General features: G+C 68.7%; 17 protein-coding genes and 4 tRNA genes. 10 read left to right on the forward strand and 11 right to left on the reverse strand.

Annotated features, from left to right (window positions below):
* The 6 genes from AB0B91_RS00005 to AB0B91_RS00030 form a co-directional block, all read right to left on the reverse strand.
* On the reverse strand, window positions 1–777 hold a 777-nt coding region (locus AB0B91_RS00005), incomplete at its 3' end, for an IS4 family transposase (RefSeq protein WP_358312262.1).
* 118 nt (window positions 778–895) lie between these two features.
* Complete coding sequence (locus AB0B91_RS00010) at window positions 896–1699, reverse strand: SAM-dependent methyltransferase (protein ID WP_358312265.1); 804 nt, start codon at window positions 1697–1699, stop codon at window positions 896–898.
* Between the two features lie 37 nt (window positions 1700–1736).
* The gene (gene glmS / locus AB0B91_RS00015; RefSeq protein ID WP_358312268.1) at window positions 1737–3557 is read right to left on the reverse strand and encodes a glutamine--fructose-6-phosphate transaminase (isomerizing); all 1821 of its coding nucleotides are present in this window, start codon (window positions 3555–3557) and stop codon (window positions 1737–1739) included.
* An 85-nt stretch (window positions 3558–3642) separates the two neighbouring features.
* On the reverse strand, window positions 3643–3951 hold the full coding sequence (locus AB0B91_RS00020) for a hypothetical protein (protein ID WP_358312271.1): 309 nt from the start codon (window positions 3949–3951) through the stop codon (window positions 3643–3645).
* A 35-nt stretch (window positions 3952–3986) separates the two neighbouring features.
* On the reverse strand, window positions 3987–4727 hold the full coding sequence (locus AB0B91_RS00025) for an ABC transporter permease (protein WP_358312274.1): 741 nt from the start codon (window positions 4725–4727) through the stop codon (window positions 3987–3989).
* A complete protein-coding gene (locus tag AB0B91_RS00030; protein ID WP_358312277.1) occupies window positions 4717–5523 on the reverse strand; it encodes an ABC transporter ATP-binding protein in 807 nt (268 codons plus the stop codon). Before AB0B91_RS00030 ends, AB0B91_RS00025 begins: the two co-directional genes overlap by 11 nt.
* Before the next feature lie 80 nt (window positions 5524–5603).
* Here AB0B91_RS00030 and AB0B91_RS00035 point away from each other — a divergent pair, with 80 nt between their 5' ends.
* The 6 genes from AB0B91_RS00035 to AB0B91_RS00060 all read left to right on the forward strand — a co-directional run bounded on the left by AB0B91_RS00035 (window position 5604) and on the right by AB0B91_RS00060 (window position 9042).
* Window positions 5604–6218, forward strand: coding sequence for a TetR/AcrR family transcriptional regulator (locus AB0B91_RS00035; RefSeq protein WP_358312280.1), 615 nt, complete (start codon window positions 5604–5606; stop codon window positions 6216–6218).
* Between the two features lie 63 nt (window positions 6219–6281).
* Window positions 6282–8576 carry an N-acetylmuramoyl-L-alanine amidase gene (locus AB0B91_RS00040; RefSeq protein WP_358312283.1) on the forward strand — a complete coding sequence of 765 codons (2295 nt, stop codon included), beginning with the start codon at window positions 6282–6284 and terminating at the stop codon, window positions 8574–8576.
* An 85-nt stretch (window positions 8577–8661) separates the two neighbouring features.
* Window positions 8662–8733: transfer RNA gene (locus tag AB0B91_RS00045), tRNA-Gly, on the forward strand.
* A 16-nt stretch (window positions 8734–8749) separates the two neighbouring features.
* A tRNA-Cys gene (locus tag AB0B91_RS00050) sits at window positions 8750–8820 on the forward strand.
* A gap of 54 nt (window positions 8821–8874) precedes the next feature.
* A tRNA-Gly gene (locus tag AB0B91_RS00055) sits at window positions 8875–8946 on the forward strand.
* Window positions 8947–8967: 21 nt separating this feature from the next.
* A tRNA-Val gene (locus AB0B91_RS00060) sits at window positions 8968–9042 on the forward strand.
* Between the two features lie 49 nt (window positions 9043–9091).
* On the opposite strand, the gene AB0B91_RS00065 is transcribed toward AB0B91_RS00060, so the two are convergent.
* Both AB0B91_RS00065 and AB0B91_RS00070 read right to left on the reverse strand, forming a co-directional pair.
* Complete coding sequence (locus AB0B91_RS00065; RefSeq protein ID WP_358312286.1) at window positions 9092–10450, reverse strand: amino acid permease; 1359 nt, start codon at window positions 10448–10450, stop codon at window positions 9092–9094.
* A gap of 128 nt (window positions 10451–10578) precedes the next feature.
* Window positions 10579–11058: an RICIN domain-containing protein gene (locus tag AB0B91_RS00070; RefSeq protein ID WP_358312289.1), complete on the reverse strand. Its 480-nt coding sequence runs from the start codon at window positions 11056–11058 to the stop codon at window positions 10579–10581.
* A 147-nt stretch (window positions 11059–11205) separates the two neighbouring features.
* Here AB0B91_RS00070 and AB0B91_RS00075 point away from each other — a divergent pair, with 147 nt between their 5' ends.
* Entirely contained in the window at window positions 11206–12378 is a 1173-nt protein-coding gene (locus AB0B91_RS00075) for a cytochrome P450 (RefSeq protein ID WP_358312292.1), read from the forward strand.
* A 1-nt stretch (window position 12379) separates the two neighbouring features.
* Here the strand turns inward: AB0B91_RS00075 and AB0B91_RS00080 are convergent, their stop codons facing one another.
* Window positions 12380–13216 (reverse strand): SAM-dependent methyltransferase, encoded by an 837-nt coding sequence (locus AB0B91_RS00080; RefSeq protein ID WP_358312295.1) that lies wholly within the window; start codon window positions 13214–13216, stop codon window positions 12380–12382.
* A gap of 104 nt (window positions 13217–13320) precedes the next feature.
* Window positions 13321–15684, reverse strand: a complete 2364-nt coding sequence (locus tag AB0B91_RS00085) for a LuxR C-terminal-related transcriptional regulator (protein ID WP_358312298.1) — start codon at window positions 15682–15684, stop codon at window positions 13321–13323.
* Window positions 15685–15909: 225 nt separating this feature from the next.
* Here AB0B91_RS00085 and AB0B91_RS00090 point away from each other — a divergent pair, with 225 nt between their 5' ends.
* The gene (locus tag AB0B91_RS00090; RefSeq protein ID WP_358312301.1) at window positions 15910–17973 is read left to right on the forward strand and encodes an NB-ARC domain-containing protein; all 2064 of its coding nucleotides are present in this window, start codon (window positions 15910–15912) and stop codon (window positions 17971–17973) included.
* A 231-nt stretch (window positions 17974–18204) separates the two neighbouring features.
* Here the strand turns inward: AB0B91_RS00090 and AB0B91_RS00095 are convergent, their stop codons facing one another.
* Window positions 18205–18588, reverse strand: a complete 384-nt coding sequence (locus tag AB0B91_RS00095) for an ATP-binding protein (RefSeq protein ID WP_358312303.1) — start codon at window positions 18586–18588, stop codon at window positions 18205–18207.
* Window positions 18589–19525: 937 nt separating this feature from the next.
* Between AB0B91_RS00095 and AB0B91_RS00100 the strand changes: the two genes are divergently transcribed.
* Both AB0B91_RS00100 and AB0B91_RS00105 read left to right on the forward strand, forming a co-directional pair.
* Window positions 19526–20668 carry an FAD-binding oxidoreductase gene (locus tag AB0B91_RS00100; RefSeq protein ID WP_358312306.1) on the forward strand — a complete coding sequence of 381 codons (1143 nt, stop codon included), beginning with the start codon at window positions 19526–19528 and terminating at the stop codon, window positions 20666–20668.
* An 82-nt stretch (window positions 20669–20750) separates the two neighbouring features.
* Complete coding sequence (locus tag AB0B91_RS00105) at window positions 20751–23804, forward strand: amino acid adenylation domain-containing protein (RefSeq protein WP_358312309.1); 3054 nt, start codon at window positions 20751–20753, stop codon at window positions 23802–23804.
* Window positions 23805–23807: the final 3 nt, after the last annotated feature.

The following is a 23807-nucleotide window of genomic DNA, read 5'->3' on the forward strand; positions in this document are numbered from 1 at the left end:
GCGGGCCAGCGTCGAGCCGTCGCGGCAGCGGGCCACCGGCGGCAGCAACCGGCCGGACTTGCAGCGCACCAGCAGCTCGGCACCGGTGGCGGCCAGATGGTTCAACAGGTCGACGGCAGCGAAGTTCCGGTCGCCCAGCAGCAGCATCCCGGCCCGAAGATCGGTGGCCAGGCGGCGGGCGTACTCCAGCTCACCGAGCGTGGCCGGGCCGAACACCGCCCCGAACACCGCCCCGATCACCGCCCGTGTCCCGCAGGCCACCAGCGCGGTCAGACGCAGCTGCGGATATCCCGAGGTCCCGTTGTTGCACCGCTGCCGGGTGAACACCGCGAGGTTGGCCGGGCTGTCCGGAACCGGCAGCAGCGTGCCATCGACCGCGACCACCCTCAGCCCCCGCCATCGCCCGGCGGCAGCGATCGTGGCCACCGGGCCACGCACCAGGTCGAACAGCGCCTTCAACGGCACCACCCCCAGCCGCTGACGAGCCTGCCGAAGAGCACTGCCACTGGGGCGAACCGGCGCCAGCCCCGCCAGACCGGCGCACAACCGGTCGAAGACCTGCCGATAGCCCAGCCCGGCGAACAACGCACCAGCCAGCAGCAGATACACCGTGACCCGTGCCGGCACCAGCCGGACCCGGCGCTGCATCGCCCCAGCGGCCCCCAGCACCTCATCGACCATCTCAAACGGGATGATCCGGGTCAGCTCCCCGATATGTCCCGGAGCAAAAGCCCCACCCGCTACCCGGACCGTCCTGGTTATGGCAACCTGTTCCAACAGCGGAGCTCCTGTAGTGAGGATGTCTTGGAGTGACAGACCTCTTCTACAGCAGCTCCGCTCCCTCGTTCACAGGCTTTGACGAACAGAGCCCCGCCCTAACTGAACGGCGTTGCTTCTAGGAGTGCTTCTGGCCGACGCCGACGAGCAGGTACGAGGGCAGCGAGGGCTCGCTGACCAGCCTGGGCCGGTCGGGACGCCAGTCGGGGGCGTGCACCAGGCCCGGCTCGACCAGTTCGAAGTCCCCGAAGAACGCCCGGATCTCCCTTGGGGTCCGGTCGGTGCCGGCCCCGGCCGACGTGGGCCGGTAGAGCGCCGCCGTGCCCTCGTCGAACCGCCCCCGCGAGGTCGCGTGGGTGAGCACCAGATGGCTGCCGGGCGCCACCGCCTCGCGCAGCCTGGTCACCATCTTGCCCGGGTCGCGGGCGTCCGGGAGGAAGTGCAGGATCGAGACCAGCAGCACGCCCACCGGCTCGTTCAGGTCGAGGAAGCGGGCGGCCTGAGCCAGCACCTCGTCGGGGTCGAGCAGGTCGGCCTGGACGAAGACGGCCCGGCCCGCCTGCTCCAGCAGCGCCCTGGCGTGCGTGGCGACGACCGGGTCACGGTCGACGTAGACGACTTTCGCCTCCGGCGCTACCTCGTGCACGTTGCCCTGGGTGGGCAGCCCGCTGCCCAGGTCGAGGAACTGGCGGATGCCCGTGTCCACCAGGTAGCGGACCGCGCGCTGGAGGAAGGCCCGATTGGCACGCGCGAGGGGTACGGCTTGCGGGATCAGCGCCGCAAGCCGGTCGATCGCCTCACGGTCGATGGCGTAATTGTCTGTGCCACCGAGCATGTAATCGTACATTCGTGCGAGATTTGGCGTGTGAGCATGGAACTCAGGCACAGTTTCGATCTTAAGTCCTGCCGGTCCACTTATCACGGGCTATGTGCCTATTGTTGCCGCCGTGTCGTAGCAGTTACTCGACTGTGACGCTCTTAGCCAAATTGCGTGGCTTATCCACATCACGGCCGAGGGCCACGGCGGCGTGATACGCCAGCAGTTGCAGCGGGATCGTGAGCAGGATCGGGTCGAGCTCGATCTCGTTCTTCGGCACCACGATGACGTCGTCGGCCAGCTTGGCGTCGGGTTCGCGGTGGCCCACCATGAGCACCTTGCCGCCGCGGGCGCGGATCTCGCCGAGCGTGGTGAGGTTCTTGTCGAGCAGTTCGTCGTCGGGGACGATCGCCACCGTCGGCATCTCCGGCCCGATGAGGGCGAGCGGCCCGTGCTTGAGCTCGCTGGCGGGATAGGCCTCGGCGTGCACGTACGAGATCTCCTTGAGTTTCTGCGCGCCTTCGCGGGCCACGGGATAACCGCGGACCCGGCCGACGAACATCATGCTCGGATAGTTCGCGTACTTCTGCGCGAGCTCGGCGATCTTGTCGCTCTGCGCCAGGATCTCCTCGATCTGGCCGGGCAGCCTGCGCAGGCCCTCGCAGACGCGGCGGCCGTCGGCGGGCGAGAGGTCGTGCACCCGGCCGAAGTGCAGCGCGAGCAGTGCGAACGCCAGTGACGTCGAGGTGAACGCCTTGGTCGAGGCGACCGAGACCTCGGGCCCGGCGTGCAGGTAGACGCCGCCGTCGACCTCGCGGGCGATGGCGCTGCCGACGGCGTTGACGATGCCGATGACCCGGCCGCCCTTGCGCTTGAGCTCCTGCACGGCCGCGAGCGTGTCGTACGTCTCGCCCGACTGGCTGATCGCGACGTAGAGCGTGTCGGGGTCGACGACCGGGTTGCGGTAGCGGAACTCGCTGGCCGGCTCGGCGTCGGCCGGGATGCGGGCCAGCTCCTCGATGAGCTGGGCGCCGATCTGGCCGGAGTAGTACGCGGAGCCGCAGCCGATGATCTTCACTCGGCGGAACGAGCGGGTCTCGCGGGCGTCCATGTTCAGGCCGCCCAGGTGGGCGATGTGGAAGCGCTCGTCGAGGCGGCCGCTCATGGTGCGCGAGACCGTGTCGGGCTGCTCGGAGATCTCCTTGAGCAGGTAGTGCTCGTAGCCGCCGGTGTCGTAGTGCCCGGCGTCCCAGTCGACGGTCAGCGGCTCCTTGGCGGTCTCGCGCGCGTCGCTGGCGAAGGTGTGGAACCCGTCGGCCTTGAGCACGGCCAGCTCGCCGTCCTCCAGGTGCACGACCTGGCGGGTGTAGCGGACGAGCGCGGCCACGTCGGAGGCGGCGAACATCTCCTTCTCGCCGATGCCGAGCACGATCGGGCTGCCGTTGCGGGCCACCACCACCTCGCCGGGCCGCTCGCTGTCGACCACCGCGATGCCGTACGTGCCGACGATGCTCTTGAGCGCCTTCCTGACGGCCTCCTCCAGCGTGTCGGTCTCCTCGGCGGTACGGGCGATCAGGTGCGCGAGCACCTCGGTGTCGGTCTCGGAGACGAACACCGCCCCGTCGGCGGTCAGCTTGGCGCGCAGCTCGTTGGCGTTCTCGATGATGCCGTTGTGCACGACCGCGATCCGCTCGTCGGACGACAGGTGCGGGTGCGCGTTGACGTCACTGGGCACGCCGTGGGTGGCCCACCGCGTGTGGCCGATGCCGAGACCGCCCTTGAACCTCGGGGGTACGACCTTCGCCAGGTCGGCGACCCTGCCCTTGACCTTGCGTACCTTGAGTCCCTTGTTGGACACGACGACGCCGGCCGAGTCGTAGCCTCGGTATTCCAGCCGTTGCAGGCCCTCCAGCAGGATAGGCGCCGCGTCCTTCGAACCGACATAGGCCACGATTCCGCACATCCGACGCTCTCCTCTGTCCGTTTTTATTCGCTTTTATGCGCTTTTAGTAGCTTTTAAGCTACCGTGTGTCTTTATCGGTGCGCCTTTATCCGTACACGATCCGGCGCAGTTGCCGGAGCGACAGCTCCGGCGGTGCCACCCGGCGCCCGCGCAGCTCCGCGGCGACCCGGGGGAAGATCTCGTCGTTGGTGAGGCCGCGGGATTTCAGCTCGCCGTGACGCCGCCGGACGAACTCCTCGACCGGCTCGGAGAAGTACGACAGCACGTCGGCGACCACGCGCGCCGCCTCACCGGGACCGAGACCGCTGGTCCTGACGAGATGGGCGACGAGGTCTTCGTAGGGATGACGTGCGGGGGACACAGACGAGGACACTACGCAGCCGGGATGCGACATGCCAATATCCTGCCCGGAATCGGGCAGGATATGCGCTACCGCATGCTCGAACGGCCCCATCCTCGGCCCAGGCGCCGACAGGCGAAGGCTCCTGCCGCCGTGCCGAGGGCGATGAGGACGGCCGCGGGGCCCGCCGTGCCGGGCACGTCACCGCGTACCGCGGCCTGCAGCATGGTCGTCGCCCAGTAGCCCGGCGAGAACGGCGCGATGGCCTGCGCCCATGACGGCATCAGCGCGAACGGCACCAGCGCCCCGCCCAGCGCGCTGACCGACAACGCGCCGATGTTGCAGAGTGTGCTGAGCTCGCCGTGGCTGCGGACCACCGCGGCGAGTGCCGTACCCACGCCGAGCAGGGCGAAGCACCACGCGGCGACGGCCAGCCCGAGCGGCCAGAGCGGCCCCGCGGGCCGCATGCCCACCGCGAGGATCCCGTAGCCGAGCAGGACGACCTGCTGGGCGGCCAGGATCGCGAAGACCGGCAGGGTCTTGCCGATGATCAGCTCGGGCACGCGCGCCCTGGTCGCCCTGATCCGGTCCCAGGTGTGCCAGACGCGCTCGGTCAGCACCGCCGTCGCCACGTCGGCCATCGACAGCACCGAGAACATCACCAGCATCCCGGTGACCACCTGCACGGGCCGGCCGAGCATCGACTTGAAGACCAGCATGAGCACCATCGGCATCACCAGGTAGCTGACCAGGTGGGCAGGGTCCCGCCTGCGGAGCAGCACGTTGTGCCTGACCAGCACCGCGATGCGATGGAGCGAGTCACGCGACATCGGACAGCTCCTTGTAGAGGTCGTCGAGCGAGGGCTGGCGGATGTCGATGGCGCGTATCGGCCGGTCGAGGCCGCGCAGCAGTTCGGCGAGCGCGGCCGTGGGGTCGACCGTGGTGACGGCGAGCTCCTCGTCGCCGTCGAGAGTCACCCGCACCTCGCCCGGCAGACCCTTGAGCAGCTCTTCGCCGGTGCCTCTGGCGATCACCCGGCCGTTCTTGGCGACCGCGACCGTGGCGCCGAGCTCGGCCAGTTCGGGCAGGTAGTGCGTGGCGTAGACGATCGTGGCGCCGTTGCTCGCCCGATGTCGGACGGCCGCCAGAAGGGCGGCTCGCGTCTCAGGGTCGGCGCCGACCGTCGGTTCGTCCAGCAGCAGTACGGCGGGGTCGGCGACCAGCGCGGTGGCGGCCTGGGCGCGGCGCTGCTGGCCGCCGGACAGGACGCCCACCCGCCGGTCGAGCTCGCCCGTCAGCAGCAGTTCCTCAGCGATCCGGTCGATGGCCTGCTTGAGCGCCGTACGGCGGAGCCCGGCCAGGCCGCCGAAGAAGCGCAGCGTCTCGCGGACGGTGACGCTCGGGTAGAGCGCGAGCTGCTGCGGCGCCACCCCCACCTGACCCTTGACCACGATATTTCCGGACTCGGGGCTGAGGAGGCCTGAGGCGATCTCGAAGAAGGTCGTCTTGCCCGCGCCGTTGTGGCCGACCAGGCCCGCGATCTCCCCCGGCTCCACCTCCAGGCAGAAGCCGTCCAGCGCGGTCACCTCATGGAAGCGCTTGACGAGTGCCGTCGCCTTGAGCATGTCCCTGCCCTTCTCGGTCTACTTTGTAGACTGATCCGTTGGTCTACGTTGTAGACTGCTCTACAACGTAGACTGACGCGGTGCGGAAACTCAAGACCGAACGGCAACCGGAAATTCTCGACGCCGCCCTCGCGATCGCCGACGAGCGCGGGCTCGATGCCCTGACCATGCGAGCGGTCGCCGAGCGCATCGGCGTGACGCCCATGGCCATTTACGGATATTTCCGCAACAAGAATGAGTTGCTGGACGGGCTCGTCGGGCGGTTGCTGACGAGCCTCCCGCAGGGCCTGCCGGGCGAGACGTGGGATCAGCGGCTCGGGGCGTTCGCCTGGGCGACCAGGCGGCTGGCCCGCGAGCATCCCGGCGTCTTCCCGCTGCTGTTCGCCCGGCCCTCGATCACGCCGGACGCGGTCGCGGTGGTGGACTTGATCTACCAGGCGCTGATCGACGCGGGTGTGCCCGACGCCGACGTACCGAGGATCGAGCGCCTGATCACCACGTTCGTGCTCGGTTTCGCGACGTCCGAGGCGAACGGGCGGTTCTCGGCGTCCGGTGACGGCATCCGGTCACGCCGGGCCCGGGGCGACTTTCCCGCGCATCAGCGATTGATGGCCCATCTCGACTCGCCGACCGATCTGGACGCCGAATTCGCCGCCGACCTCGCCGACCTCGTCCGTATCATCCGCCCCGTCTGACACACCCTTAACAGGGAATGGTTACGGTGAGTAGCGTCGCTGTGCCGTTCCGTGGGGGTCGCCATGTTGCTGTGGGTCGTCGTGAGTCTCACCGCGTCCACCGTCGCCGTTCCTGGGCTGCCGAGCCAGGGCGGTCTGGGGCTTCAGGCCGACGTGGAGCATCGGACCGACTTGAGACGTCAGACCGACGCGGGGCATCAGGTCGACGCCGGGTATGAGACCGACGCGACGAAGCGAGGCGACGCGAGACATCAGGTCGGCGCGAGACGTCAGGGTGACTTCGCGGTGGCGGCGCGGGAGTACGGGGTGCCGGAGAGTGTGCTGCTGGGCGTGTCGTACCTGGAGTCCCGGTGGGACGCCAACGCCGGGGCGCCCAGCGTGGCCGGAGGTTACGGGCCGATGCATCTCGTGGACGCGCCGCTGCGGCTCGCGGAGCGGCTCACCGGGCTGCCGGCCGCGCGACTGCGTACCGATCCCGCCGCGAACATCCGGGGCGGCGCCGCCGTGCTCGCCTCCTACCAGCGACGGCCCAGCGCGAACCCCGCCGACTGGTACGACGCGGTCGCCCGCTACTCGGGCGCGCCCGGCCCGCAGGCGGCTCGCGCCTTCACCGACGAGGTGTTCGCGGTGATCCGCACCGGAGCCACCCGCCGCACGGACGACGGGCAACCGGTACGGCTGGCGGCCATCCCCGCCCTCTTCCCACCCGCGCTCCCCCACCCGCTCCACCCCCGCCCGCTCGGTCCCAACCTTCTCGACCCCAGCACTCTCGACCCCAGCACTCTCGACCCCAGCACTCTCGGCACAGTCACGAGCCGCTCGGCAGCCCGCCGCACAGCGGACCTGGCCCCTTCAACGTCACCCGCAACCGACAGAGACCCCTCAGCTCCCCCCGAACCCGAAGCACACGACCCAGCGCAACCCGTTCCCGACCAGACGCGGCCCACAGCCGACCCAGCGCAGCCCACCACCGACCAGCCCCGGCCCGCTACCAGCCCGGGGCGATCCACGACCGACCAGACGCGCCCCCCGGCCGGCTCGGGGCGGCCCGTCGGCCTGACGCAGTTCGCATCCCAGGGCGACCCAACCCCGCCGCCCGAAACGGACGCGGACGAGCCGACGGCAGGCGAGGGCCGCGCGAGTTCCCCCACCCCACCCAGAAACCCGAACATCGAATGCCCCGCCTCACTGGCCTGCGAGTGGATGCCCGCCGCCTACAAACGCACCGACACAGGCGGCTACGGCAACCACGACACCCTGAACCACCCCAGACGCATCGACTACATCGTGATCCACGACACCGAGGGCACCTACGCGGGCGTCCCGTCGATGGTGCACGACCCGAAGTACGTGAGCTGGCACTACACGATCCGCTCCAGCGACGGACATGTCGCCCAGCACGTACGCACAAAGGACATCGCCTGGCACTCCGGCAACTGGGACGTCAACGCCCGCTCCATCGGCATCGAACACGAGGGCTACCTGGCCAAAGGCGGCACCTGGTACACCGAGGCCATGTACATCGCGTCGGCCAAACTCGTGAAATATCTGGCCGCCAAACACCACATTCCACTCGACCGCGCACACATCCTCGGCCACGACAACGTACCGGGCTCGAACCCGACAACACTCTCGTCCATGCACGAGGACCCGGGCCCGTACTGGGACTGGGCGCACTACTTCGACCTGCTGGGCAGCCCCCTCAAAGCAGCCAAGAAGGGCACTTCAGTCATCATCCGCCCCAGCTACGACGCCAATCAGCCGCAGTTCACCGGCTGCGCCACCAAGCCCGCCAAGGCCGGCAAGCCCTGTCCCCCGCACGGCGCCTCCTCGGTATGGCTGCGCACGGAGCCCCGCGAAGACGCCCCGCTCGTCGACGACATCGGCAAACGCGTCGGCAAGCCCAGCACGTACAGCGTCTACGATCACAGCGCCCGCGCCTCGACCGGCCAGCGCTACGCCGTGGCCGGCCGGGCGGGCGACTGGACGGCCATCTGGTACCTGGGCGGCAAGGCCTGGTTCTACAACCCCGACTCCGCCCCCAACGCCATCCCGGCGAGAGGCCCGCTGGTCACTCCCCTCAGGAAGCACGTCAAGGTGTACGGCCTCGCCTACCCCGGCGAACCCGCCTATCGCCGCAGGGGCGTCACCTACCAGGCCCCGACCCCGCTCACCTACGTCATCCAGCCCGGCCAGTACTATTCGCTCGGCCTCACGCTGCACGGCTCCTACCAAGCGGCGAAATCCTTCAACCCGGCCGGGCACGTCATGGTCAAGGGCAAGATCCGCTACCACCAGATCCAGTTCGGCCACCGGGTCATGTACGTCATGGCCAAGGATGTCCGAGTGACCCGCTGAATCTCACCCGCGCGCCCGCGCACCGCGCACGTGCACTCTCCGAAGGCGATATGGTTTTCCCGTGGCCGGTCATCGCCGGAAACACGCGGAAGTGGCTCAGTGGTAGAGCATCACCTTGCCAAGGTGAGGGTCGCGGGTTCGAATCCCGTCTTCCGCTCGGAGTGCAATCTCCTGGTGGAGTGGCCGAGAGGCGAGGCAGCGGCCTGCAAAGCCGTCTACACGGGTTCAAATCCCGTCTCCACCTCGGTCGCAGGACAGCGGACCCTCCCGGGTCCGCTAAAGTTAAGTGTGGCGCCACGCGGAAGTGGCTCAGTGGTAGAGCATCACCTTGCCAAGGTGAGGGTCGCGGGTTCGAATCCCGTCTTCCGCTCGGAGTTTTCTAACTCGATATGGACGATTAGCTCAGCGGGAGAGCGCTTCCCTGACACGGAAGAGGTCACTGGTTCAATCCCAGTATCGTCCACCACGCTCTCACCGCCCCGGACTCACCTGAGTCCGGGGCTGTTTGATGTGATCTAGTGCGACTCCAGCACAGAGTGCCGGCGGCCGTAAGCGAAGTACACGATCAGCCCGATCACGAACCAGACGAGGAACCGCAGCCACGTGACCGGCTCCAGGAAAGTGATCAGCCAGATGCTGAAGATCACCCCGACGGCCGGTGTCACCGGCATTCCCGGCGTCCTGAACGCGCGGGGCAGGTCGGGCTGCCGGTAGCGGAGCACGATCACCGCCACGCAGACGACCACGAACGCCAGCAGGATCCCGATGTTCGTCAGCTCGGCCGCCTCCCGGATGGGCAGGAACCCGGCGATCGCCGCCGAGGCGAAGCCCACGATCCAGGTGACCCGCGACGGCACCCGCCGCACCGGGTGCAGCTTGGCGAACCACTGCGGCAGCAGCCCGTCCCGGCTCATCGAGAACCAGACCCGGGTGACGCCGAGCATGAAGGTGAACATGACCGTGAGGATGCCGATGATCGCCCCCACCGCGATCAGGGACGCCAGCCCGGACAGCCCGACCGAGGCGAACGCCGAGGAGAAGCCGCTCTCCGGGTCGATGTCCCGGTAGTTCTGCATGCCGGTGAGCACGAGTGTGGCCAGCACGTACAGCACCATGGAGATGATCAGCGAGTAGACGATCGCCTTCGGCATGTGCCGCCGCGCGTCCCGCGATTCCTCGGCCGCGGTGCTCATCGCGTCGTAGCCGAACACCGCGAAGAACACGGTGGCGGCCCCGGTGATCGCCCCGCCTACCCCGAACGGGAAGAAGGGGTGGTAGTTGGCGGGGTTGATGTGGAGGGCGCCGACCACGATCACCAGCAGCACGACGGCGATCTTGATGCCCACCACGATCGTCTCGAACCTGGCCGCGGCTTTGATGCCGAGGTTCAGCAGGCAGGCGATGAGCAGGCACAAGAGCACCGCGAACAGGTCCACCACGTGCCCCTGACCGGTGCCGGGCGCACCGAGCATCCACGCGGGCAGTTGGAACCCGAACTGCTGGACGAGGAAGCCGAAGTAGCCGGAGATGCCGATGGCCACGACCGCGACGATCGCGGTGTACTCCAGCAGCAGGTCCCAGCCGATGAACCAGCCGACGATCTCCCCCAGGACCGCGTAGCCGTAGGTGTAGGCGGACCCCGCCTTCGGGATCATTCCCGCGAACTCGGCGTACGAGAGCGCCGCGGCGGCGCTGGCGACCCCGGCGATGAGGAACGACACGAGCACGGCCGGTCCAGCGGTCTGGTTGGCGACCGCGCCCGCCAAGGCGAAGATCCCCGCCCCGATGATGCCGCCGACCCCGATGGCGGTGAGCTGCCACAGGCCGAGTGACCTGGACAGTTCGCCCTCGTGTTCGGTGGCGATCTGTTCCACCGGTTTGCGTCTGAAGACGCCTCGCGAAGTGACCATGACGCCCCCGCTGACTGATTGTCGGGCCCCGTGCGTCCGGTCTTCCCCTCTAGGGCGTCCCTAAGCCCACTACAACCGGGCGGCCGGTCAGGCTACTGCATGTACCAGGCCTGGTCGGCGATGGTCTTGCAGGTCCACTGGATCGCCCATTTGCCCTTCCTGGCCTCGCTCTTGCCGATGGCCAGGCACAATCCGGTGGCCCTGTTCTGGAACCGCTGGTAGTCGTCGTAGGCCCATTCCTGCTCGATTCCGCCGTCGGTGCACGGCCACTGGATCACGTACTTGCCCTTCCGCCGGTCACCGTGGGCGATCGCGAGGCACATGCCCGTCTTGGCGTTCACGAGTTTGTGGTGCGAGTAGATCCACTGCTGGTCCTTGAGCCCGTTGCACGACCACTGGATGACCCGCTTCCCCTTCTTCACCTCGCTCTTGCCGACGGCCAGGCATAGTCCGGTAGCGGCGTTCTTGAGCTGGCGGCCGGGAGCGGCGGCAGCGGAGGCGGGTACCACGACCGCGGCGGACAGTGCGGTGACGAGCGCTCCGGTGGCGAGAGTCCTGGAAAGAGTGCGCACGTTGCAGCCTTTCGTTGGTGTTTAGGTAGATCGTCCGAAGCTTTAGATGCCGCCGGGCCGTACATGGTTGTCGATTCACGCACTTGGTCAAATGGTCGCTACGCGGTCTAATGACGGGTGTGTGAGCCTGCGCCTTGTGGAGGAAAGATGACCGCATCGGCAGCGGACGTCCTGGCGAACATCGATCTGTTCGCCGATGACCAGCGCGAGCATCTCCTTGAGGCGCTGGCCGTCGCGCGCAAGGAATGCCCGGTCGTGCACACGCGCAGCGACGGTGGTTACTACCTGGTCACCCGCTACGAGGATGTCCGCACGGTCTGCCTGCGACCGGCGATCTTCAGTTCGGCGCAGCCGGGGCTGCGCGGCGTACCGGTCCGCCTGATCCCGCTGGACGTCGACCCGCCGGATCACCGTCAGTACCGCAGATTCCTCGACCGGTACTTCTCGCGCTCGTTCCTGCTCCGCCACGAGGAGCAGCTGCGCGAGATCGCCCGGGACGCCATAGCGGGATTCATCGGCGACGGCCGGGTGGAGATGGCGCGTGACTACGCGGTGCCCTTCATCGCCGGGTCACTGGCGCGGGTCGTCTTCGCCACCGACAACCTGGAGCTGATGAGGCGGGGGGTGGCGGCGGTCAAGCGGTGTGCGTTAGAGAGCACGCCCGAGACGTTCGAAGCGGTCGCCCTGCTCGCGATAGAGGCGGTCGCCGAGGCAGGCGACCGGTCGGCGGACGACCGGAATGTCCTCGGCGCCCTGGCCGGGGCGAGCATCGACGGGCGCCCCCTGACCGCCGGGGAGCAAGTGGCGATCGTCACCACGCTGCTGCTCGGCGGCCTGGACACGACACGTGGCGCGATCGTCAACATCGCCTACCATCTGGCCACCCGCGAGGATGTCGAGCCGATCCTGCGGACCCCGGACTGGTGGCGCGGGCCGCTGGATGAGTTCCTGCGCTTCGAGACGACCGTGGCGTTCATGGCCCGAACGGTGACTCAGGACACCGAACTCGCCGGGACCCCGCTGAAACCGGGAGATCGGGTCGTCGTGCAGTTCTACTCGGGCAATCGCGATGCCGCGCGCTTCGACCGCCCCGACGAACTGGTCTTCGACCGGCACCTCAACCCGCACCTGGCGTTCGGGGCGGGTGTGCATCGCTGCCTCGGCCAGCACTTCGCCCGGATTCAACTGATGATCGCCTTCGAGGAACTGCTCAAGCAGGCGACGAACCTCCGGCTTGAGGAGGGCGCCGACATCCCGCGTCAGGCCGGCGTGCCCTTCGGCAGCCCGGCCGAGCTGCACCTGACCTTCGACCGGCGCTGAACTAGGGGCGAGGCGGTGGCCCGGCCTTGCGGCCGACGCCTACGATCACCCACGCCTTGTCCGACCTCTCGGACAGGAAGGGGCTGTCGGGCCGCCACTCACGGACGTACACCAGACCGGGCTCGACCAGGTCGAGTCCGTCGAAGAAGGGCAGCACCGTCTCGCGGGTACGGGCGCCGCCATCGGCGTGGCCCAGCATCTTGCGGTAGACGTTGACGATCGGCTCCGCGGCCTCCGGGCGGGAGTCGAAGACGACATGCGTGATGACGATGTGGCTGCCAGCCGGTAACGCGTCCCGCAGCTCGGCCACGCGCTGGAAAGGGTGGCTGCTGTCCGGGATGTACTGCAGGACGCCGAACAGCAGCACCGCCACCGGCCGATCGAGGTCGATCACCTCTCGCAGATCGGGGTCGGCGAGCAGTTCGGTGGGATGCGTGATGCCGCCCTTGACGACGGCCGTCCTGGGCCCCTTGGCGAGGATCGCCCTGCCGTGAGTGAGCACCACCGGGTCGGTGTCGACATAGACCACACGGGCGTCAGGGGTGAGGGATCGGGCCAGTTCGTGCGTGTTGAGGTCGCTGGGGAGCCCCGAGCCCAGGTTGATGAACTGGGTGATGCCCTGCTCCACGAGAAACCGGATCACGCGTACGTGGAACGCCTGATGCTCCTGCGCCATGACGCGCACTTCCGGCGCGGTGGCCAGCACCGCCTCCGCCGCCTCCCGGTCGACGGCGAAGTTGTCCTTGCCACCGATGAAGTAATCATGCATCCGGGCGAGGTTTGGTGTGCTGGAATCGATACCTGCGGACCACCGGGCCTCGTCACTCATGCGTTGCATCCTCCACCGGTCGATTAGCTCTTTGATTATGCCCAACGACAGCAAGCTACGCTGCGGACAGGTGACCCGAAACCCCCCAGGGGCCGACGAACCACCAGATTCGGTCACCCGCGTGCGTCTCCGGACTCTTCATCCGCGGCTCGGGCCTGATCCCCGAACCACACGGCGATCTGGGCGCGTGAGTTGAAGCCGAGTTTGTTGAGGATGTGCTCGATGTGCGCCTCGGCGGTGCGCTGGGCGATCACCAGCGCCGCGGCGATCTGCTTGTTGGTCATCCCCTGGGCGACCAGCGCGGCGATCTCCCGCTCACGGCGGGTGAGCCGCGCCGGCTCCGTCTGTGCCTTCTCGTCGGGAGGAGTGTCCTCCTGTAGTGCGTAGCCGAGCGCCTCGTCGTAGGAGAGCCGGCCCCCTTTCCTGACCGCGGAGTCGAAGGCCGAGTCTCCAAGAGCATTGCGCGTACGACTCTCGCATTCATCGTGATAGCGCACCAGGTGCCCGAATCCAGACAGCGGCGCGCCGATCGACCGCCAGACGGTCTCCAGGATCCCCAGCAGCCGGGCGGCCCGCTGGTAGTGCTTCTCCGTCGCGGCGATCCAGGCCAGCACCTCGAGATTGACCCCGACGCCCAGCGGATCGTCGAGCGAGCGGTTGAAGATCAGGCTCTGCTTCTCGAGTTCGGTCGCGCGCTGGAGGTCTCCCTGCCGCCACACCTCCACGCCGAGCGCCATCATCGTGTACGCCTTGTGCCAGCCCTCCCCGTGGGCGTCGCACACGGCCAGGCATTCTTCGCCCAGCGAGATGGCCTGCGCCGAGTCGCCCAGGTACGAGTGCGCGAGGGACAGCCGGATGAGGGCCAGGGCCAGACCGACGGGGTCCTTGGTGGTGCCGTGCCGCGTCACCGCCTCCTCGTAGAGACCGATCGCCGATTCGGTGTCACCGCTGTACATGGCGATCATGCCCGAATAGAGCGCGACGTAGCCGCGGACCAGCTCGTCCCCCAGTTGCTCCCCCAGGACCCGGCTCTCGTCCAGCATGGTCGTGGCGGAGTTGATGTCGGCCTGGATGATGGCCAGCCAGCTGTTGGCCCACAGCGCCCTGGCGCGTACCTCGCTCGGTTCGGTGTCCAGGGCCAGCCCCCGGTCCAGCCACCGCCGGCCCTCGGCGAGGTAGTAACTGGTGATCCAGTGATAGAGCAGGTCGGCGGCCATGCCCAGGCCGGCCCCGGCCTCCGCCGGGTCGCCGTAGTAGCTTTCGATCGCGGTACGCAGGTTGGCGTGTTCGAGCTGCAGCCGGGTGAACCAGGTCACCTGCGACGGCCCGAACAACTCCGCCCGCGCCCGCGCCGCCAGTGCCCGGTAATAGTCACGGTGTCGCTGTTGCAGCGCCATCTCCTGGCCCGCGGCGATGAGCCGTTCACGGCCGTACTCACGGATCGTGTCCAGGAGCCGGTACCTCACGCCGGGACGCTGCTCCTCCCGGAGGAAGACGGACTTGTCGACCAGGCCGATCACCAGGTCGATGACCTCATCGCGGCTGATGCCCTCGCCGGCGCAGACCGCCTCCGCCGCCTCCAGATCCAGGCTGCCGGCGAACACCGACGCGCGCTCCCACAGCAGCCGCTCCCGCTCCGAACACAGGCTGAAGCTCCAGTCGATCATCGCGCGGAGCGTCTGGTGGCGGGGCAGCGTCGCCCGCGACCCCGCGGTGAGCAGCCGGAACCGGTCGTCCAGACGGTCGAGCAGCTGCTTGACCGACAGCGCCCGCAGCCGGACGGCCGCCAGTTCGATGGCGAGTGGCAGACCGTCCAACCGGCGGCAGATCCGCAGCACGGCGTCCCGGTTGTCCTCGGTGATGGCGAACGCCGGCAGGATCGCCCGGGCCCGCTCCGTGAACAGCTGCAGCGCGTCGCACTGCATGAGCGCCTCGATGGGCATCCCCGGGCTGTCGGAGACCGGCAGCGGAAGCGTCGGCACGGGCAGCGTCTGCTCGCCGGTGATCCCCAACGCGTGCCGGCTGGTGGCCAGGATGCGCAGCTCAGGGGCGGCACGAAGGAGCGTCTCGGCCACCACGGCACACTCGTAGACCAGGTGCTCGCAGTTGTCGAGGATCACCAGCGCCTGCTTGTCGCGCAGGTGGCTGATGAGCACCTGCATGGGCGAACAGACGGTATGATCGCGAATCTCCAGGGCCTCGGCCACGACCTGGGCGAGCAGGTCCGGATCCGTCAGCGCGGCGAGTTCGACCAGCCACACGCCGTCGCGGAAGGCCCGCCGCACCTCGATCCCCACGCGCAAGGCCAGCCGGGTCTTGCCCACCCCACCGACGCCGAGCAGGGTCACCGCGCGGGATGTGGACAGGAGCTGTTTGACCTCGGCCACCTCGTGCCGACGTCCGACGAAACTCGTCACCTCGGCCGGCAGCCAGCCGATCTGCTGCCGCCGGGAGTTGCCTGCCACCACCGTTGCCATCGACGCCCTCTTGTCGGCCCGTCAGCAGGTCACCACAGCGCGATATCCGGGCCTCTCACTCTCCAGGTTATGCCCAGGCCGATTCCTGCGCACAGAGCCGGGAGCGCGGTGGTGCATCTGGAGGCGTGGACATAGCCTGGTGGTGATGGCGCGGTTACCGAAGCATGAGGTGACCCGCCTACCACACGGGGTGAATGTGGTGGTGACAGGCACCAAGAGCCGACCATGTCGAGTCCATCAGTAGACGTACCCAGCCTCATCGGGCGCAGGCACGAGCTGTCGGCTGTGCGGCGCATGCTGACCGGCACGCGGTTGCTGACCCTGACGGGCACCGGTGGAGTCGGCAAGACCCGGCTGGCCGTGCAGGCGGCCAAGGCCCTGCGGCGGACGTTCGCGCACGGGGTGGAGCTGGTCGAGCTGGCCTCCCTCGAGGACGGCGAGCTGCTGGAGCCGACCGTCGCCGCCGCGCTCGGCCTGCGGGAGATGGCCCCCTCCTCCATGACCACGCTGGTGAACTATCTGGCCGACAGACGGATGCTGCTGGTGCTGGACAACTGCGAGCACCTCCTGGAGGCGTGCGCCCGCCTGACGAGCGGCCTGCTGCGCGGCGCCCCGCGACTGCGGATCCTGGCGACCAGCCGGCAGGCGCTCGGCGTGTACGGCGAGCAGGTGCTGAACGTGCCGCCGCTGTCGGTGCCTGATTCCGGCACCGCGGTACGCGACATCCTCCGCCGCGACGCGGTCCGCCTGTTCGTGGAGCGAGCGGCTCAGGTACAACCCGAGTTCGCCGTCGACGCGGGCAACGCCGAGACCGTGGCCCGGCTGGCCCAGCGCCTTGAGGGCATCCCGCTGGCGATCGAGCTGGCCGCGGTACGGCTGCGTACGACGCCGGTGGAGCAGCTGATGCGGGAACTGGACCAGCACTTCGAGGTGCCGGCCGAGCACGCCCGCTCCGCGCTGCCACGGCATCAGTCGCTGCGCGGGACCCTGGACTGGAGTTTCGGGCTGTGTTCCGGGGCCGAGCGGCGGTTGTGGAGCCGGCTGTCGATGTTCGCCGGTGGCGTCGACCTGGAGGCGGCGGAGGCGATCTGCTCGGGAGCGGAGATCGACCAGCCGGATGTCATGGAGCTGACCGCCGGTTTGGTGGACAAATCCGTGCTCATCGCGCAGCAGCGAGAGGTCGGGGTGCGCTACCACATGCTCGACAGCATCCGCGCGTACGGCCGTGAGCGGCTGACCTCCGCCGAGACGCAGAAGCTGGGCAGCCGATACGTCGAGTATTACCGGCAGGTGGTCGATCGGCACCGGCTGGAGCGGCTCTCTCCCCATCAGCTCGAAGGCTTCAGGACACTGCAGTTGGACAGTCCCAACGTGCGCGTGGCGCTCGACCTGTGCTTCGGCCGGGCGGCCCGGGCCGCCGTGGGGCTGGAGATCGCCTCGGCGCTGTGGGTCTTCTGGATCATCGCCGGTTCCATCACCGAAGGCCGGCACTGGCTGGAGCGTGGCCTGCAACTCCTGCCGGAAGCGAACAGCACGCGGGCCAAGGCCCTGTGGGTCGACGGCCTGCTGGCCCTCCATCAGGGCGATCTGAAGGCGGCCATGCCGCGGCTCGCGGAATGTCATGCCCTGGCCCGGCGGCTGGGCGACCGGTCGGCTCTCGCGTTCGCCACCCAGGTGTCGGGCATCGCCGCGTTCTCGGCAGGTGACCCCAAGCAGGGCCTCGAACTCCTGGAGAAAGCGCGCGCCGAACACCTGGCCGCCGGAGACATCGACGCCGCCAGCATCAATCTCTTCTACGCCGCCGTCTATGGCTCGGCCGAGGTCCCGGAGCTCGGCATCAGCCTGAGCGAGCGGTTCCTCGCGCTGTGCGAGACGCGGCACGCTCAGGTGTCACGCGGGTACGCGCTGTTCGCCTTGGGCATCGCCGCGTGGAACCAGGGTGACTGGCGCAGGACCGAGTCCCTGATGAGGGAGGCGGCCGAGTTGCGGAGCTTGATCAACGACCGGTGGGGCCTCACGCAATGCCTGGAGGTCCTGGCCTGGACCGCCTGCGCGCAGGGCCTGTATGAGCGCGCGGCCCGGATACTCGGCACCGCCCACCCGCTGTGGCGGGCGATGGGCGCCTCGCCGTCCCGGCTGTTCCCGCACGTACGCGGGCACGAGCAGTGCATGGCGCGGGCACGTGCGGAACTGGGTGGACGGGCGTTCTCGGCGGTCTTCCGCCAGGGGTCGCGGCTCGGGGTGGAGCGGGCGATCACCTACGCGATCAAGCAGTCCGACACCGAATGACCGGTGCCCGAAGATCAGAGGGAACGCCGGGCCGATCTCGGCGGTGACCGATCGGCTCCGGCGTTCCTCTGAGGGGGTTTCACCATGGCTCATGGATCAGTACGGCAGCCGCCGTCCTGACGGCGTCCGCAGATCTGGCCGATGGTCGGTGGTGCGGACGGGACGCTTGCGGACACGGATCTGACGCATGGAATCTCTCTCATAGCCTTTCGGGAATGCGGGCTCGCGGGCTCAGCTCTCGGCGATGGCACAGGCCGGCAGTTCGAACCAGACGACCTTGCCCCGGCCGGTGCGGACGCTGCCCCAGCAGCACGACAGCATGTCGACCAGGCGGAGCCCGTGGCCTCTCTCGTCGTCCGGGCGGGGTGCCGCACCCGCCTGCGGCAGTTCGGGATTGGTGTCCTCGACCTCGATGCGCAGCAGCCCGTCCTCAGCGGTGAAGCTGAGTTCGACGGTCCCCTTCACGTATTTCAGCGCGTTGGTGACCAGCTCGCTGACGAGCAGTTCGGCGACATCGCCCTGACCGGAGTATCCCCAGTCGATCAGCAGTTCACGGGTCAGATGACGCGCCTTGGGCACCGAGCTGGGCTTGTGCGGGAGCCTCCATGAGGCCACCCTCCGCGCTCCGGCGAGGCGGTCATCCTCCGCCGTGACCTTGAACCTGTGCCGGCCATGCACACCATCCCCAGACAGCGCAGACCCCATGCCTGCTCCAAGCAGTAGGCGGCGAAGCGTCTCGCCTCGCGTTCGGGAACGTAGGGGGGCGGTTTTGGGGGGCTGATGCTTATACATGGCGCGGAGCCTCGATCCTCACTTCCGGGCTGAACTGGTGCTTTGGCCACCAGCCTCGCTCACATCCCGCGACGACGAGATGTGATAAATCCCCATACCACTACCTATTTCTGGCTACGTAGGTACTACCTACTTGGCACATCGCGATAGCATTCTGTAGTTCAATGGCTACGTTATGTAGTTTTCCTGTCGGGCATCGGTGCAGAGGACCTCGCCCGACCGGAAGGAAGCCGATGCGCACCCTCACCCGCGCGGCATCATCACCCGAGAACGCGCCGTCCGCCTTCCTGCTCCCCTGGACCTCGAGGCTGGTCCGCGAGGTCGCCTCCGCCTGACCACCGCCCCACACCACGCCGGGAACCCCGCCCCGGCCACAAGCCACCCTCCGCACAGCCGAAACCTCCGCGGTCACGCCCGCGGAGGTTTCGGTCTGTAGGAGCCCATGAAGTCCGGCGACCATCGAGATGTACGGTTCCCAGGAACGCTCCATAACGCCAGAATTTTCAGCAATCGCTAAACTCCACTAAAAGACGTCCATATCCCGAAACAGGGAAGATAGTGGCCCTTCACGTTATTTGTCTAATTTGACCGGAATAAGTTTCGGACAGATCGTTCCTTGCTTAATGTCATGCGCCATAATCGCGACCTGCGCTTATCGCATACCCGCCGCGCCGCCCAGACTCTCGCCAGACAATCGACGAATAGTCAGGAATGTAGAAAATATTTGCGAGTCAAGCCGGAAGTATGATCGATTACCACCGTGAGAGACTTTCTCATCGTGGGCGGCGGGGTCGCCGGTGCCAGTGCCGGATACTTCCTCGCCGAGTCCGGCAGCGTGACGCTGCTCGAGATGGAGCACGCCCCCGGCTATCACTCGACCGGACGGTCCGCCGCGCTCTTCTCCGAGTATTTCGGCAACCAGGCCGTACGAGCGCTCACCGCCGCGAGCCGCCCGTTTCTCACCACACCACCGCCCGGCTTCACGGACGGTCCGCTGCTGACCCCGCGTGGCGTGCTGACGTTGTGCCCGGCCGGCGCGGTGGACGCGGCCGAGCGGTTCGCCGAGATGCTGGCCGACGGGCTGTCGGCCCCCACTCCGGTCCGTGAGATCGACCCCGACGAGGTGCGTCGGCGCTGCCCGATCGTGCGGTCCCGCTGGTACAGCCGCGCCATGCTGAAACCCGCGGCGATGGACATCGACGTGGACGCGCTCCACCAGGGCTTTCTCCGCGGCATCCGGGCGCGCGGCGGCCAGGTGATCACCTCGGCGCGGGTGCGGGGGCTGTCCCGGCGCGGCGGGCTCTGGCGGGCGGTCACCGACGCGGGCGAGTTCGCCGCGCCGACCGTGGTCAACGCGGCCGGCGCGTGGGCCGACGAGGTGGCCGAGCTCGCGGGGGTGCGGCCCGTCGGCCTGCGGCCACTACGCCGCACCGCCTTCCTCACCGATCCGCCCGGCGGAGTCGACGCGGCCCGCTGGCCGATGGTCACCGACGTGGCGGACACCTTCTACTTCAAGCCCGAGTCGGGCCGGCTGCTCATCTCGCCGGCCGACGCGACACCGATGCCGCCCGGTGACGTCCGTCCCGATGACCTTGACATCGCGATCGCCGTGGAGCGATTACACCAGGCCACCACGTTGGAGATCCGCAGCGTCCGGCACGCGTGGGCCGGCCTGCGTAGCGCGGTGGCGGACGAGACGCCGGTGGTCGGCGGGACACCGGACGCGCCGGGCTTCGTCTGGCTGGCCGCGCTCAGTGGTTACGGGGTTCAGACCGCACCGGCCGTCGGCCGGATCGCCGCCGCGGCGGCGCTGCGCGCACCGCCGGATGCCGCGTACGCCCACCTCTCACCAGAACGCCCACTGCTTGACCTGCGCACATGGAACGACATGGAACGCCTATGAGTCAGGCGGCAGGGGCGTGGCACCGGCCCAGGTTCAGAAGGGGCCCGGCCGGCATGGGGGCATTCCTTGGGGAGAGGTGGAGATGACCGGACTCCAGAGCTTTGCCGGCCAAGCAGTTGACTTCGGTACGTTCCAACCGATCTGGGCGCTTATCGAGGAGCAGGTCGACCGCCATCCCGAGCGCCCGGCGGTGACATTCGACGGCCGGATGCTCACTTATCGGCAGTTGGACGGGCTGGTGAACGGCCTGGCGGGCACACTGGCCGAGCGCGACGTGGGCAAGGGCGACGTGATCGCGGTCCTGCTGGTCAACTCGCTGGAACTGCCCGTCACCTACCTGGCGCTGATGAAGCTGGGCGCCGCCTTCGTACCGCTCGACCCCTCGTGGCCGGAGGACCGGATCCGCAGCACCTTCGGGGTGCTGCCGGCTGGGCCGATCCTGTGCGCCACCGCCGATTCGCTGCCGCGGGAGTTACGGCATCGCGCGGTCACCGTCGAGGTCGGCCGGATCGACCCGGCGCCCCGGCGCGCGCCGGTGGCGGTGGACCCCGATGACCTGATCTACGGCTACTTCACCTCGGGCACCACGGGCACGCCGAAGTGCGCGATGAACCGGCACGCGGGGCTGACCAACCGGTTTCGCTTCATGACGCGGTACTTCGCCGCGACCGGTGACGACGTGGTCCTGCAGAACAGCAGGCACACCTCCGACTCCTCGCTCTGGCAGTTGTTCTGGCCGCTGACCACGGGCGGCCACACCGTCCTGCCCGTACAGGGTGAGTTCCTCAACCTGCAGCACACCATCGACCTGATCGCCGAGTACGGCATCACGACCGCGGACTTCGTCTCCAGCGTCTTCAACGCGCTGGTGGCCATCGTGGACAGCGACGAGCAGGCGCTGCGGAAGCTCTCGTCGCTCCGGCGGCTCATCGTCGGCAGCGAGGCGGTCAACTCGCAGGCGGTGCACCGGCTGCTGGCGCTGCTGCCGGGCCTTCAGGTGACCAATGGCTACGGGCCGACGGAGGCGTCCATCGGGATGGTCTTCCACCGCGTGTCCGCCGCAGATGGGGACACGATTCCGCTGGGCCGCCCGATCGACAACTGCTATGCCGTGGTGGTCGACGACGACCTGCGTCCGGTGCCACCGGGCGCCACCGGGGAGATCGTCATCGGTGGCGACTGCCTCGGCGAGGGGTACTTGGGTGACCCCGCCGCCACCGCCAAGGCGTTCGTCCGCAATCCGTTCCCGGAGGACATCCCCGGAGACCGGCTCTATCTCACCGGCGATCTCGGTCATCTGGATGACGAAGGCCGGTTGTTCTTCTCCGGGCGCAAGGACTTCCAGGTCAAGATCCACGGTGTCCGGATCGAGCTGGGCGAGATCGAGGTTGCGGCCGAGAGGTGCCCCGGCGTCCGGCAGGCCGAGGTCCTGGTGGCCGAGCAGGCAGGGACAAAAGCGCTGGCCTTGTTCGCCTCCGGCGGCGGCCTCACCGAGGCCGGACTTCGCGAGCATTTGGGCCGCACCCTGCCCAGGACCAGCATGCCCCGCTACTTCTTCCTGCTGCCGGAGATGCCGCTGAACGACAACGGCAAGGTCGACCGCGGGCGGCTCCAGGCGGTCCTCGACGGCCGGCTCACCGAGGACACCGCCCGGCTGGCCGAGAGCGCGCCGACGGCGACCCTGGCCGACCAGGTCCTGCGGACGCTACGGTCGGCGCTCGGCCGGCCCGGCCTCACCGCCGACGCGCACTTCGCGGAGGCGGGCGGCGACTCCATCCAGGCCTTGTCCGTGGTGCACATGATCACCGCGGAGTGCGGCGTACGGGTCGACGTCAAGGATCTCTACGACCACCCCACCGCGGACGAGCTGACGCCGCTGATCGAACGGCGGCGGCGCGACGGCGTGGCCATCGAGGACGAGTCCGTGCTCATGGCCCGCGACGCGACGGTGCCCGAGAGTGAGCCCGTCCGGCCCGCCGACCGGTCGGGGAAGCTGCGGACCGTCCTGGTCACCGGGGCGACCGGCTTCGTCGGCAGCCGCCTGGTCCATGAGCTGCTGGCCCGCACCGACCTGCGGGTACGCTGCCTCGCCCGGGCCGCCGACGACGCCGCCGCGACCGCGCGGGTCGTCGGCGCGCTCATCGAGCGGGGTCTGTGGGAGCCGCGGTTCGCCGACCGGCTTGAGGGGTACGCGGGCGACCTGGCGTTACCGGGCCTCGGGCTGTCCGCCCGTACCTGGGAACACCTGGCACGCACCTGCGACCTGGTGCTGCACAACGGCGCCCTGGTCAACTTCCTGTTCGACTACCGCGCCCATCGTCAGGTCAACGTCCGGGGCACCATCGAGCTGGTCCGGCTCGCGATGGCCTACCGGCCCGTACCGGTGCACTATGTGTCGACGCTCGCGGCGCTCCAGGACGAGGCGCTCCGGCACGACGACCGGCTCCCCGAGGACTACGAACCGTCCCTGGCCAGGACGCCCGCCGGCGGGTACAGCCGGTCCAAGTGGATCGCCGAACGGTACCTCGCCGAGGCCCGGCGCCGGGGCGCGTTGGTCACCGTGCTCAGGCTCGGCGAGGTGATGCCGAGCGCGGACAACGGATATCCGAATCCAGTGGCGTTCACCCATCTGCTGCTGTCGGCCTTCCTGCGGCTGGGCGTCCGGCCGGACGTAGCCACGCGGTCCGACTACACCCCGGTCGACTATGTGGCGGCCCGGGTGGCGGCGGCGGTGTGCGACCGCGCCGTCTGGGGCCGTACCCTGCACGTCTTCCGCGCGGAGAGCGTCTGCTTCGACGACGTCCTGGCGCGCGCCGGCGCGGCCATCGCGCCGATCCCGTGCGGGGACTTCGTGACGCTGGTCCGCGAGGCGGGCCGGACGACCGCTGACCGTGAGCTGACCACGCTCGCCTCGCTCCTGCCCACCCCGCGGGGCGCGGACGAGGACGGACTGAAGCAGGCGTTCGCCGGCCTGCTGACCGACAACCCCGCGCTGTTCCGCAAGGACGAGTGCCGCCGGCTCGAACAGCGGTGGCAGCTCGACGACGGCAGCCTGGACGGCTCGATCACCGCGTACCACGCCCGGCTGGCGAGCGGCCGCGCGGTGAAAGGACATCGACAGGTCCCCACCGGCTGAGAA

The sequence above is a fragment of the Nonomuraea sp. NPDC049141 genome (assembly GCF_040648415.1).
Lineage (GTDB): Bacteria > Actinomycetota > Actinomycetes > Streptosporangiales > Streptosporangiaceae > Nonomuraea.

Bases quoted from the DNA above. Each gene is read 5' to 3' on its own strand.
- AB0B91_RS00090 (WP_358312301.1), top strand. From the start codon at position 15,910: ATGTCGAGTCCATCAGTAGACGTACCCAGCCTCATCGGGCGCAGGCAC.
- AB0B91_RS00040 (WP_358312283.1), top strand. From the start codon at position 6,282: ATGTTGCTGTGGGTCGTCGTGAGTCTCACCGCGTCCACCGTCGCCGTT.
- AB0B91_RS00105 (WP_358312309.1), top strand. From the start codon at position 20,751: ATGACCGGACTCCAGAGCTTTGCCGGCCAAGCAGTTGACTTCGGTACG.
- AB0B91_RS00025 (WP_358312274.1), bottom strand. From the start codon at position 4,727: ATGTCGCGTGACTCGCTCCATCGCATCGCGGTGCTGGTCAGGCACAAC.
- AB0B91_RS00080 (WP_358312295.1), bottom strand. From the start codon at position 13,216: ATGCAACGCATGAGTGACGAGGCCCGGTGGTCCGCAGGTATCGATTCC.
- glmS (WP_358312268.1), bottom strand. From the start codon at position 3,557: ATGTGCGGAATCGTGGCCTATGTCGGTTCGAAGGACGCGGCGCCTATC.
- AB0B91_RS00075 (WP_358312292.1), top strand. From the start codon at position 11,206: ATGACCGCATCGGCAGCGGACGTCCTGGCGAACATCGATCTGTTCGCC.
- AB0B91_RS00020 (WP_358312271.1), bottom strand. From the start codon at position 3,951: ATGTCGCATCCCGGCTGCGTAGTGTCCTCGTCTGTGTCCCCCGCACGT.
- AB0B91_RS00085 (WP_358312298.1), bottom strand. From the start codon at position 15,684: ATGGCAACGGTGGTGGCAGGCAACTCCCGGCGGCAGCAGATCGGCTGG.
- AB0B91_RS00030 (WP_358312277.1), bottom strand. From the start codon at position 5,523: ATGCTCAAGGCGACGGCACTCGTCAAGCGCTTCCATGAGGTGACCGCG.